General features: G+C 43.7%; 8 protein-coding genes and 1 pseudogene. 5 read left to right on the top strand and 4 right to left on the bottom strand.

Annotation, left to right across the window (positions count from 1 at the left end):
* Window positions 1-43 precede the first annotated feature (43 nt).
* The 3 genes from TY03_RS21565 to TY03_RS15870 all read right to left on the bottom strand — a co-directional run bounded on the left by TY03_RS21565 (window position 44) and on the right by TY03_RS15870 (window position 2514).
* Window positions 44-649 carry a hypothetical protein gene (locus tag TY03_RS21565; RefSeq protein ID WP_052332515.1) on the bottom strand — a complete coding sequence of 202 codons (606 nt, stop codon included), beginning with the start codon at window positions 647-649 and terminating at the stop codon, window positions 44-46.
* Window positions 650-1047: 398 nt separating this feature from the next.
* Entirely contained in the window at window positions 1048-1422 is a 375-nt protein-coding gene (locus TY03_RS15865; protein WP_042371714.1) for a single-stranded DNA-binding protein, read from the bottom strand.
* Between the two features lie 702 nt (window positions 1423-2124).
* Window positions 2125-2514, bottom strand: a complete 390-nt coding sequence (locus TY03_RS15870; protein ID WP_042371848.1) for a hypothetical protein — start codon at window positions 2512-2514, stop codon at window positions 2125-2127.
* Window positions 2515-2668: 154 nt separating this feature from the next.
* Here TY03_RS15870 and TY03_RS15875 point away from each other — a divergent pair, with 154 nt between their 5' ends.
* Window positions 2669-3952: an IS1380 family transposase gene (locus TY03_RS15875; protein WP_042366226.1), complete on the top strand. Its 1284-nt coding sequence runs from the start codon at window positions 2669-2671 to the stop codon at window positions 3950-3952.
* Between the two features lie 170 nt (window positions 3953-4122).
* Here the strand turns inward: TY03_RS15875 and TY03_RS15880 are convergent.
* A pseudogene (locus TY03_RS15880) lies at window positions 4123-5576 on the bottom strand (alpha-galactosidase); the annotation flags it as partial.
* Between the two features lie 169 nt (window positions 5577-5745).
* Between TY03_RS15880 and TY03_RS15885 the strand changes: the two are divergent.
* The 4 genes from TY03_RS15885 (at window position 5746) to TY03_RS15900 (ending at window position 12519) form a co-directional block, all read left to right on the top strand.
* The gene (locus TY03_RS15885; RefSeq protein WP_052332516.1) at window positions 5746-6342 is read left to right on the top strand and encodes a M60 family metallopeptidase; all 597 of its coding nucleotides are present in this window, start codon (window positions 5746-5748) and stop codon (window positions 6340-6342) included.
* Between the two features lie 398 nt (window positions 6343-6740).
* Window positions 6741-8156: a Gfo/Idh/MocA family protein gene (locus tag TY03_RS15890; protein WP_042371715.1), complete on the top strand. Its 1416-nt coding sequence runs from the start codon at window positions 6741-6743 to the stop codon at window positions 8154-8156.
* 114 nt (window positions 8157-8270) lie between these two features.
* Entirely contained in the window at window positions 8271-9161 is an 891-nt protein-coding gene (locus TY03_RS15895) for a YitT family protein (RefSeq protein ID WP_042371716.1), read from the top strand.
* 76 nt (window positions 9162-9237) lie between these two features.
* Complete coding sequence (locus tag TY03_RS15900; protein WP_230201992.1) at window positions 9238-12519, top strand: glycoside hydrolase family 2 TIM barrel-domain containing protein; 3282 nt, start codon at window positions 9238-9240, stop codon at window positions 12517-12519.
* Window positions 12520-12531: the final 12 nt, after the last annotated feature.

The following is a 12531-nucleotide window of genomic DNA, read 5'->3' on the forward strand; positions in this document are numbered from 1 at the left end:
TATTGTAATAATCGGGATTAGCTTATCGGTTGCTAAAAATGTATTAGAAGTCCTGCAAAGACACAATGTCAATCCGATGTGCATTCATGGTTTCTGATAACTCATGTCTTTCAAGAATATCATCAACATCCTCGAACTTATCTGGCTTTTCACCTGTCATATCTTCAATATCTTTCGCAAACTCGCCAAAAGAACTGTAATAACTCATTTCGTCTTCGGAGTCATCCAATAAATATCGTGTATCAAAATAACGTCCTTCTTCGTCATTGGTTTCATGAATGTCGCACCCCAATTCCTCTGTGTAGAATAAAATTTCTACGTCAAACTTGACAGAAAGCAGATAAAACAACTTCCGGCAGTCTGACCAGGCGGTTTCTGTAGATAAAGTGAAACTTGCCAAGTTTTCATCATCATCCATTTCTTCATCCATATAACTAATGCTACCCCTGCATGGAACGCATTCTTTTTCAGGGTCGATGTCCAAAATGTCACTAGCGACATATCCGAGCCACGAAGCGTCAGGCAAAAATGAATCTTTCTTATTCTCGCTTCTGTCTGTACTGAGAACTTTTTGCAATCCTTTAAAGAGATTTTCAACATTCTGTTGTTTCCCTACAATCTGATAATCTGTTGAACACCAATTTGGCATAATCGAAAGTTTTAAAGTTAAACAATGGGAGGATTTTAATATTCAAGCCTCCTTTTTACGCTGCTCCCATCTGTTCGCTGAAATATTTTCAAGCCAAGGGTTCATTGACGTTTTTATCCACAGGATTAAAAAACATCCATGATTCATTGGTGGAAATGTAGCGGACATTACTTTGCGGCAGGAAAACAGAGAGGCGCATTAAAATTCCATTTTGCTTTCCAAAAGAAAAATATGCCTATTGGCGTTTAGCGAACACAAGATTTGATTTTGCGGTTATAAATGGAGGAATTTGATAATAGGTAAAAAGGGATGAGTAGCAGTTATAACAGGAAGAGAAGAATGTAATGAGCAAAAATAAAAGCGACTCGAAAGTCGCTTTTATTAGAGAGAACCAAGAATTATTTCTTGGCTTTCTTTGATGTGGATTTCTGCTCTGCAGGAGCTTCCTCTTTTTCAGGAGTAGCAAAAAACTCGGTGGCAACCATTACCATACGATTGTGTTTGCCTTTGTCATCACTCCATTCTTCAGGTTTGAAATAGCCGCGAACGGTTATCATTTGTCCCTTTTTCAATAGTTCAAAGGATGCGCTTTCGTTTTTGCGCCAAACCTCCACAAACATAAAAGTTGATACCCTTTTGGTTTCTTCGCCAACGGTCTCTGTTCGACCGACTGCCAAGGAGAATTTTGCAACACTTGCGGTAGTGAATTGATGGATCTGAGCATCTTTACCTATGAAACCTGTAACTGCGAAAGAATTTTCAATCTTCTTCATAACGATAATTTTTAGAAGTTATACAATCAATTTTTATAATGCACCAAGATATTGCAGTCATAGGGCAGCACCAAGGATAGCGGTTCAATACTCTTTTTATTCTGAGCATCAGAAAAAAAAGGAAGATTGTGCCGATACGCCATTGGTCAGAATGAAATGTCCCGTAACCGTATCAGCGGTGCTGCATTATAGCTTTGCATTAAGAAAAATGATGTGACTTCGCTCAAAAATGCAGTGGTGAGGCAGGCTTGAAATATTGTAGTGGGGGTTGATAAAGGAGTGCTATCCGCTCATATCGACAAGTGAAAAATCTACTTGTGGTCAAACGATAGCCTATACAGCAAAGAAACCCACTATCAGCCGGATGTGGTGGTTGCATGAACGGCTTTCTAATGGCGCATCTGTCTATTGATGGACAGATGATATTGCATATATGAGGTCATAATGGAGACTGGATCGTGATACAAAAACATCTTGTAATGGGCTTGACGATTATTACCTCCCATGAAAAGATGATGCAAGAGAAATCCATTCAGGAATGGCTTTCTATATTTCTAGAAAGTGGCATGGTCGCAATTTGCGAATGGGAACAGATATAAATGGATAACCCGAAGGGCAGAAAGCTGGTATAAGAGGGTACGGCTGGTGCAAGACTCCCGCCCATACGAAAGTCTGGGCGGGAGTGGGATTCTATATTCATTATTACATATCCTCTTCTTTTGACAATTTATATCTTCCATATGCATCAAATGTTTCTTTGATAGTATTTGATAAATCGTCAAACCTCAAAGGTGTTATCTTAGCAAAATACTGTATTCCATTTGTAGGATAGCAACAATTGGTTACTAGTCTACAAGGATTGCCAAAAAGATAATGGAGTTGGAATTTATCGTCTGGGCGAACTTGGAAGTGTTTAGATAAGATTTCCAATGCTTTGTTGCCTTTCTCAATCGCTTCTTCCAACGTATCAAAGATGCCAATCGTAATTGTCTTATTACGACATACACTGTTAGTTACATCTTCTGGTTGGTCATGATAGCGAAACTCGATTGTTAATAACTCCTTTTGCGTATTTATTATTGCTGTATTCATTTTCATCAGATTTTAATCATACCTTAAATCCGCAGTCATATTATTTTCAGAGAATCCAAACACTTGAGGATGAATAACATCCTCAAGGTTTGGTTATGTCACAAGATTCACCTAAATTAGTGCTACCAAACAAACCATAAAGGTACTTGTGCATATGACAACAAAAATAGCCATAAAATCAGATAATATCACTCCTTTTGGGGGTATATTTTACGCAATGGATGAATTTTCTCGTTTAGGACTGAATTCCGTGATCGATAAATCTTTAGGATTACGTTCTTCCTACGCCGGTTACCAATATAGCGAAATTATTTCGAGCCTATTTTGGATCTACTATTGCGGCGGTGACCACATCGAAGATATCGGCAAACACCTTGGCAAACATCTTGAATTACGCCCGGATACTGAAATCCCCAGTCCGGATACTTTATTGAGAGGCATAAAAGAACTCGCAGAATTGGATATCCACTATACTTCCCAAAAAGGAGCAAGCTATGCTTTCAATAAGGCGGAACAGCTTAATAGTTTGATGCTCGATATGCTCCTTCAAACAGAACAACTCAAGCCAAACACGCTTTATAACTTGGACTTCGACCACCAGTTTATTCCCACAGAAAAGTATGACACTCAGTATTCTTACAAGAAAAAACGTGGTTATTTCCCCGGCACGGCAACTATTGGTGGTAACATTGTTGGTGTGGAAAATCGGGCCGCAAACGCAAATGTCCGTTTTCGTCAAGCGGATACGCTCCAACGGACTTTTCGTCGTTTGGCCGATAGGGGAATATTCATAGACCGTTGCCGGATGGACTGTGGTTCTTATTCGGAAGAGATTATCCGTATGACACATGGCTACTGCAACAAGTTCTACATACGAGCCGGCAAATGTCAGTCTCTGTATGAAGAAATGACGAAAATCACAGATTGGAAAAAAGAAGAAATCAACTTCGAGAATTATGAAGTGACCTCCATACCTTTTACTTCCTTTTTGCAAGAAGAAAACTACCGACTTGTTATTCAAAGGCAAAAGCGTAAGGACAACCAATTGGACCTATTTGATGGTGAATACACCTATCGGTGCATCTTAACCAATGACCATGAAAGTTCTGAAAAAGACATTGTACTCTTCTACAATGCTCGTGGAGCCTGTGAAAGAACATTCGACATGATGAATAACGATTTCGGGTGGAGTCATCTTCCCTGTTCATTCCTCAAAGAGAATACAGTATTCCTGCTACTTACAGCCATGGCTAAAAACTTTTATGCTTACCTTATTGAGAAGGTTGCAGCCGTGTTTGAAGATATTGAACCGGTAAGCCGAGTCAAACGATTTATCTTTCGATTCATTACAGTTCCTGCGAAATGGGTAAAGACAGGCAGACAATGGGTACTCAATATTTATTCCGACAAACCATACAAGTTGCTTTGGAGTCCGTAAAAACAACTTTTCGTGGGATTACTTATGCCTTCAGCTAACTGGGGAAAGGGGAAGCTATGCCCTATAACCTGAAATCAAGGAGAAAAGCAGGGGGAAAAGCTACGAGTAGGAACTATTAGGTGAATTAAATCGCTATTTGAATCAGTTATAAATTAGCTGCGGATTTGAGGATCAATATAAAGATGTGATTGTTTTTCTTTGAGGTTAGCCGAATAGATGTTGGTGATGGGGCTGTTGCAATCCCACTTAAAGAAGGCGATATCGGGAGAGTTAGTCATCAAGTTGTCGACTACTCCGAATACAAAATCCTGTACTTTGGGGTTACTCAAATCGAGTACCATCTGATTGCGGAAGTAGTACTCATCACGGTTGGGCAGGTGAATCACCCAATCTTTGTGTTTTTCGTAAAGTTCACTCTTGGGGTTCACCATTTCGGGCTCTATCCACAGTCCGAATTTCACGCGTTTGCCTTTGGCAACTTGGGTGAGGTGGGTAATGCCGTTGGGCAGTTTATCGGCAGTAACTTCCCAGTCGCCCAATCCTTGGCGATCACTGCTGCGAGGATATTTGTTAGCAAACCATCCGTCGTCGAGCAAGAACATATCCACACCCAACTCCACGGCATCGTCCATGAGAGTTTCGAGTTTCTTCTCGTCAAAATTGAAATAGGTGGCTTCCCAGTTGTTGAGCAACGTCATGCGGTCTTTGTCTCAGTCTTTCACCTGATAAGCACGTGCCCAATCATGGAAATTTCGACTGGCTTCTCCCTTTCCGTTGAAGCTGTAAGTGAAGTAGAAATCGGGGTGCGAAATACTTCATTGGGTTTTAGATGGTAGGCCGAAGCATAAGGGTTGATGCCCGAGAGGATGCGAAGTTGGTTCTTATTGTCAATCTCGAACACAAAGCTGAAGTTACCCGTCCATCCGATGGTACCAACAATGACTTCACCGTTATTCTCATCAGCCTTGCCATCTAGTGCCAACTGAAAAAAAGGCGAGCAGAACATATTGGCTCGACTGCCTAGTTTGCTATCTAAAACCTTCTTCCCAAATTCCAACGGAACCTCTTTCAAGCGTACCTCACTTGCCCAGTCGCCGGAGAACTCTGTCAGAAGATAGTTGTTTCGATTGAGATGAAGCATAGACGAGGCATACTTTTCTAACACCACCGGTTTCTTCTCTTTGTGGCTGATTTCAGTATAAGTCTTGATCAGATTCTCCTTCTCATAGGCAACATAATGCAGGAGCACGGTCACGGGGTATTTATCGTCCTGCAACGTGATAATCGTCTCTTCGACTCCCGGCGATACGCGATTCACAGAGTGAGACGCGTACTTCAGTAGTAAAGAGGGATTGCCATCATTATGCAACAAGTGGATAGCCGGCTCAAAGTAATCTTCGAGCCCATGCGTAATATAAGCTTCGGTACCCGTTGACAAAAAGGATATGTCCGAATCATGATTCAAACGCTTGCCCAGATAACTCTGGTACAAACGTCCATTATCAGCCACCTTATAAATGAGACTCACTTGGTTTGTGGTAATCTTGATAATTGGTTTATCTGCTGCTTTCAGCACACACGTTGTGCATAAGAAGCACATCAGGAAAAACAGTTTTACTTTCATGGTATAAAATTAGGTGTTGAATGAATAAAAAAAATGATATCGTTGAAAAATGTAAACAAATAAACTTTTCTATTGCTGATTCGCATAAATAAACCAGAGTAATTATCTCCAAAAGCTGTATGTCTAACCGAAAGAATCAATTAGTGCCGTTATATTTTTAACTGGCGATTTGCACGGAAGAAACATCCAACTGCTTATCCCTGATTGGAATCGGCAACCCACTCCCGACTATGCACCGACTAAAGATCCAAATGGTTGGGGAATAAAATGCCAGGAGATTCCTTTGCGCGAAGGTGTTAATGTAATCCATGTTCAACAAGGGGGCAATGTGTACCTAGATTATTTTGCAGACGATCCGGAAACGGCTCCCGAAATCAGTATCCACTTCCCAACAGGTCTTGTTAACGGCTACTTTGACTCATCCATTCACAGTAACGAAGAGTGGAATCGACTGTTAGACAATGCCGTAAGCCCAGTCATGGACGCTCGTGGGAAATACATACAAACGGTTTATCCCGTACAGTATCTCAAGCAGTTTGCCTACGGAAAAGGAATCGAGCTCATGGAGAACTACGATCAAATCATGTATCAGCAATATACCTTTATGGGCGCAGTGAAATACAACTGTATCCCTCAAAAACGAATTTTGGCACGGGTCAACTACAACTACTATATGTTTCGCGATGGAGACGGGGATTCTTTAAAGAGGGAGACTTTCAAATCAAAGATTATGCACAGTACAACTTTACCGTCACACCTGAGATGAGCAATGAGGTGAAAACGTACATTGCCGATAAGAAATATCCGAAACCGGCCGAAGATATAACGCTATTAACCGACTAGCTTTTGGAAAAGATTAGCTTTTGGAAAATATCACCTGACAATCAACACTTTAAGGAGTACATACTATTGATATATAAGAGTACGTACTCTTGCAACCCTACAGCATCTTTCATTGAACGGATGAATTAATATCTGTTTTCATGTTTACTAATTAAAGTTTATATCGTATTTTTGTTCTACAGAAGGATTTCAAGGAGTTAAAGGAACTAAAAAAAACAACCATAAAGTGGGGGTACACCCTATTTATGTGTATTTATAGTGTGTACATTCATTTTGAACGTTAAAATACAAATTTATTTTTTATTTACTAATCTAATTATTATGCGTAAACTATTAAGTACCTTACTGATTGGTCTTACTCTGCTAACCTATCAAACGGGTTATGCTCAAAACAAAGGAAAAGCTACAATCAAAAAAGTAGCCCCTATTACTGTAAAAACACCTGCCCGCCCTGTCGGACAGAAAGATGTGATTAATTTAGTTACTCCGAAACTGGAAACGGTACGTGTTGGGTTCATCGGCCTCGGCATGCGCGGCCCCGGTGCAGTAGCACGTTTCACTAAGATACCCGGGACACAGGTAGTAGCCTTGTGCGACATCCGCCCCGAAAGTGTAGAAAAAACTCAGCAGATATTGAAGAAAGCGGGACTGCCGGAAGCAGCATCTTATAGCGGAACGGAAGACGCATGGAAACAACTTTGCGATCGCGACGATATTGACTTGGTGTACATTGCTACCGACTGGAAACACCATGCCGACATGGGCGTATACGCCATGGAAAAGGGCAAGCACGTAGCCATCGAAGTGCCTGCGGCAATGACGCTGGACGAAATTTGGAAGCTCATTAACACCTCAGAGAGAACACGTAAACACTGCATGCAACTCGAAAACTGTGTGTATGACTTCTTCGAACTAACCTCACTGAACATGGCTCAACAGGGCATCTTTGGCGAAGTACTTCACGTAGAAGGTGCTTACATCCACAACCTTGAAGAGTTTTGGCCTTCATACTGGAACAACTGGCGCATGGATTACAACCGGAAATACCGTGGCGACGTATATGCCACACACGGCATCGGACCGGCTTGTCAGCTGCTCGATATTCACCGTGGCGACCGTTTGAAAACGTTGGTAGCTATGGACACCAAAGCGGTTAATGGCCCGGCTTACATCAAAAGCAAAACAGGCGAAGAGGTAAAAGATTTCCAAAACGGTGATCAAACGTCAACGTTGATTCGCACAGAAAACGGTAAAACGATGTTGATCCAACACAACGTAATGACTCCACGTCCTTACAGCCGCATGTATCAAGTAACCGGTACGGATGGTTATGCCAGCAAATACCCGATTGAGGAGTATTGCCTGCGTCCTTCTAAAGTATCAAGCGAGGTAGCACCCGACCACGAAAAGTTGAACGCACACGGATCGGTACCCCAAGAGGTTAAAAAGGCCTTGATGGAGAAATACAAACACCCTATTCATGTTGAACTGGAAGAGACAGCCAAGAAAGTAGGCGGACACGGTGGAATGGACTATATCATGGATTATCGCTTGGTATACTGTCTGCGCAACGGATTGCCTCTTGACATGGACGTTTATGACCTGGCCGAATGGTGTTCAATGGCTGAGTTGACTCGCATCTCTATTGAAAACAATTCGAATGCAGTAGCTATCCCCGATTTCACACGTGGTGGATGGAACAAAGTAAAAGGATATAAACACGCTTTTGCACAGTAAAAAAATAAGCATTAAACTAGACACGGGTTACACGAACGGACATTGCCTCCCCCCTACAACAGAGGCATACCGGACGTGTAATCCGTGTCTGACATATAACCACCTGCCAAATTCATGAAAAAGATTATCACAAAACCATCGAAACAAGATGCCATCAGAGAAACAAAAGATTACCTGATGATTGCCTTGGGAATGATTCTTTATGGAATCGGGTGGACTCTGTTCCTTCTTCCCAACGACATCACCGCCGGTGGCGTGCCGGGCATTGCCTCCATCGTTTATTTTGCTACCGGATTTCCGGTGCAATATACCTACTTTGCCATCAATGCCCTCTTATTACTGCTTTCACTCAAGATAATGGGATATAGATTTAGTGTAAAAACCATTTTTGCCGTATTTACGCTAACGTTCTTTCTCTCCATCATTCAAGAACTAAGCAAAGGAGTGACTCTGCTGCAAGATCAACCCTTCATGGCTTGCGTATTGGGTGCTTCGTTTTGTGGCACAGGTATTGGGGTGGCCTTTACATTTAATGGTAGTAGCGGAGGAACCGATATCATAGCTGCTATCATCAACAAGTACAAAGACATCACGCTGGGCAGGGTGATGCTGATTTGCGACCTTATTATCATCTCATCCAGTTATTTTGTCTTAAAAGACTGGGAAAAAGTAGTCTATGGATTCGTAACGTTATATATTTGTAGTTTCGTACTCGACCAAGTAGTAAACAGTGCCCGCCAGTCTGTTCAGTTTTTTATCATATCTGATAAATATGAGGAAATAGGGCGCCAAATTAACGAGTATCCTCACCGCGGAGTTACGGTGATTAACGCTACCGGATTATATACGGGTAGAGAGCAGAAAATGATGTTTATTTTGGCTAAAAGACGCGAATCTACCATCATTTTTCGAATTATTAAAGACATAGATCCCAGTGCCTTTGTTTCGCAAAGTGCTGTAATAGGGGTCTATGGAGAAGGATTTGATCCTATCAAAGTAAAATAAAACAGTATACAAGAAAAACATGAAAAAAAAGAGACCACTTATCCTATGGGGCAGTTTAACAGCCTTTTTCCTTTCCATGACTCTGACCGCTACGGCGATCGATAACCCTAAGAAACCTTATTGGCAAGATGTACAGGTAGTAGCTGTCAACAAAGAGTATCCCCGAACAGCTTTTATGACTTACGACAGCAAGGCAACAGCTTTGACCGGCAAGTTCGAGAACAGCAAATACTACCGTTTGCTCAACGGGACTTGGAAGTTCTACTATGTTGAGGCTTATAAAGATTTACCCGAAAACATTACCAACCCTACCACAAGCACGGCTTCGTGGAAAGATATTAAAGTACCCGGCAACTGGGAACTGCAAGGCCACGGCGTAGCCATCTACACCAATCATGGCTTCGAGTTTAAACCCAAAAACCCACAACCTCCGCAATTGCCCGAAGCCAATCCGGTGGGTGTCTATCGTCGGGACATTGACATTCCGGCCGATTGGGACGGACGTGACATTTACCTGCACCTGGCAGGAGCCAAATCGGGTGTATACGTTTACCTCAACGGACAAGAGGTGGGCTACAGCGAAGATTCCAAAAGCGCTGCCGAATTCCTCATCAACAAGTATATTAAACCGGGTAAGAACGTACTTACGCTGAAGATCTTTCGTTGGAGCACCGGATCGTACTTAGAGTGTCAAGACTTCTGGCGCATCAGTGGCATCGAACGCGATGTGTTTATCTATGCACAACCCAAGGCAGCCCTGAAAGATTTCCGCATTCAATCGACACTGGACGATACGTACAAGGACGGACGTTTTGCCCTCTCTACCGACCTGAGCAACCACCGCTCGGAAGGCACCAACCTGTCACTGGTATACGAACTGCTCGACAAGCAAGGAAAAGTCGTGGCTACCGATGAGAAAACAGCTTTCGTACCCGCAGGCGAAGTGCGCAGCCTATCATTCGAGAAAACACTTCCCAATATTCAAACTTGGACTTCGGAAGCACCCAAGCTCTACAAGATATTGATGACTGTAAAGGAGAATGGAAAAGTGAACGAGGTGATCCCCTTTAACGTAGGATTCCGTCGGATAGAGATCAAAGAGTCAACCCAAATTGCCGGAAACGGTAAGCCGTATAATTTATTATACATCAACGGACAACCGATAAAGTTGAAGGGCGTAAACATCCACGAGCACAACCCCGAAACGGGTCATTACGTAACCGAGGAGTTGATGCGTCGCGACTTTGAGCTGATGAAACAGCACAACCTGAATAGCGTGCGCTTGTGTCACTATCCGCAAGGTCGTCGTTTCTACGAGCTTTGCGATGAGTATGGTCTATATGTATATGATGAAGCCAACATCGAAAGCCATGGCTTGTACTACAACCTAAGCAAAGGCGGCGGAATGGGCAACAGACCCGAATGGCTGCTGCCTCACATGGATCGCACCATCAACATGTTCGAGCATAACAAGAACTACCCTTCGCTCACCTTCTGGTCGCTGGGCAATGAGTCTGGAAACGGATACAACTTCTACCAAACCTACCTGTGGGTGAAAAATGCGGATAAGGATTTAATGAACCGCCCCGTGAACTACGAACGGGCACTATGGGAGTGGAACACGGACATGTATGTACCCCAATACCCCAGTGCCGAATGGTTGGGAGAGATAGGCCAGAAAGGAAGTGATCGCCCGGTAGTTCCATCCGAGTATTCGCACGCCATGGGTAACTCTAACGGTAACTTGTGGGACCAATGGAAAGAGATCTACAAATACCCGAACCTGCAAGGGGGATACATTTGGGACTGGGTAGACCAAGGCATTCTGGAAACCGATAAAAACGGCCGTCCTTACTGGGCTTACGGAGGTGACTATGGAGTAGACACGCCAAGCGACGGAAACTTCCTGTGCAACGGACTGGTGCTCCCCGATCGTACGCCTCACCCTGCTCTGACCGAAGTGAAATATACCCATCAGAATGTAGGCTTCGAAGCCATTGATGGCGCACAAGGCAAATTCCTTGTGAAGAACCGTTTCTACTTTACGAACCTAAAGAAGTACATGATTCACTACTCGGTGATGGAGAGTGGAAAAGCGATTCGAACAGGAAAAGTATCTTTGGATATTGAGCCACAGGGCTCGAAAGAGATCAACGTGCCGGTAAACGGATTGAAAGCTAAACCCGGAGTAGAGTATTTCGTGAACTTTAGCGTAACTACGGTAACACCCGAGCAACTGATTCCTGTGGGACATGAGATTGCCTACGATCAATTCCGCCTGCCCATTGAACCGTTAAAGCAGACCTATGCTACTAACGGACCGGCGTTAAAGATAGAAACAGCAGGAGATCAACTGATGGCCACTTCATCGAAAGTAAACTTTACCTTCAACAAACAGAGCGGATTGGTTACCTCTTACCGTGTAAACGGAACAGAGTACTTCAAAGACGGATTCGGCATACAGCCCAACTTCTGGAGAGCGCCAAACGACAACGACTATGGTAGCGGTGCACCCAAGCGTCAGCAGGTATGGAAGCAGTCGAGCAAGAACTTCAAAGTCGTAGATTCTGCACTCGCCCTAGAGGGTAAAGATGCCGTACTTACAGTAAACTACCTCTTGCCTGCCGGCAATCTCTACATGGTAACCTACCGCATTCACCCTTCGGGTGCAGTGAAAGTAGGTATACGCTTCACCTCAACAGATATGCAAGCCGGTAAGACTGAGGTATCGGAAGCCACCCGATTGGCTACCTTTACACCGGGCAACGATGCTGCACGCAAAGCGAGCAACAAACTGGAAGTACCCCGTATTGGTGTACGTTTCCGCCTACCGGCAGAGATGAACGAAGTGCAATACTTTGGTCGCGGACCGGAAGAGAACTACATAGACCGCAATGCAGGCACTATGATCGGACTCTACCGCAACACAGCCGATAAGATGTATTTCAACTATGTGCGCCCGCAAGAGAATGGTCACCACACCGACACCCGCTGGTTGAGCCTCAACCGCAAAGGAGGTAAGGGACTCACCATCTTGGCCGACAGCACCATCGGCTTCAATGCCTTGCGCAACTCCATCGAAGATTTCGATTCGGAAGAGGCTCTGCCCCACCCGCGTCAATGGAGCAACTTCACCCCCGAGGAGATAGCCAACCGCAATGAAGAGGCTGCTAAGAATGTATTGCGCCGCATGCATCACGTCAATGACATCACCCCACGCGATTTCGTAGAGGTGTGTGTCGACATGAAGCAACAAGGATTGGCAGGATATGACAGTTGGGGAGCACGCCCCGAACCGGCCTATACCATTCCGGCGAACAGAGAATACAACTGGGGATTCACGCTGCTTCCTCAATAAACCAACTCATAG

The sequence above is a fragment of the Bacteroides neonati genome, from assembly GCF_000499785.1.
Classification (GTDB): domain Bacteria; phylum Bacteroidota; class Bacteroidia; order Bacteroidales; family Bacteroidaceae; genus Bacteroides; species Bacteroides neonati.

Bases quoted from the DNA above. Each gene is read 5' to 3' on its own strand.
- TY03_RS21565 (WP_052332515.1), bottom strand. From the start codon at position 649: ATGCCAAATTGGTGTTCAACAGATTATCAGATTGTAGGGAAACAACAG.
- TY03_RS15865 (WP_042371714.1), bottom strand. From the start codon at position 1,422: ATGAAGAAGATTGAAAATTCTTTCGCAGTTACAGGTTTCATAGGTAAA.
- TY03_RS15870 (WP_042371848.1), bottom strand. From the start codon at position 2,514: ATGAATACAGCAATAATAAATACGCAAAAGGAGTTATTAACAATCGAG.
- TY03_RS15875 (WP_042366226.1), top strand. From the start codon at position 2,669: ATGACAACAAAAATAGCCATAAAATCAGATAATATCACTCCTTTTGGG.
- TY03_RS15890 (WP_042371715.1), top strand. From the start codon at position 6,741: ATGCGTAAACTATTAAGTACCTTACTGATTGGTCTTACTCTGCTAACC.
- TY03_RS15895 (WP_042371716.1), top strand. From the start codon at position 8,271: ATGAAAAAGATTATCACAAAACCATCGAAACAAGATGCCATCAGAGAA.
- TY03_RS15900 (WP_230201992.1), top strand. From the start codon at position 9,238: ATGACTCTGACCGCTACGGCGATCGATAACCCTAAGAAACCTTATTGG.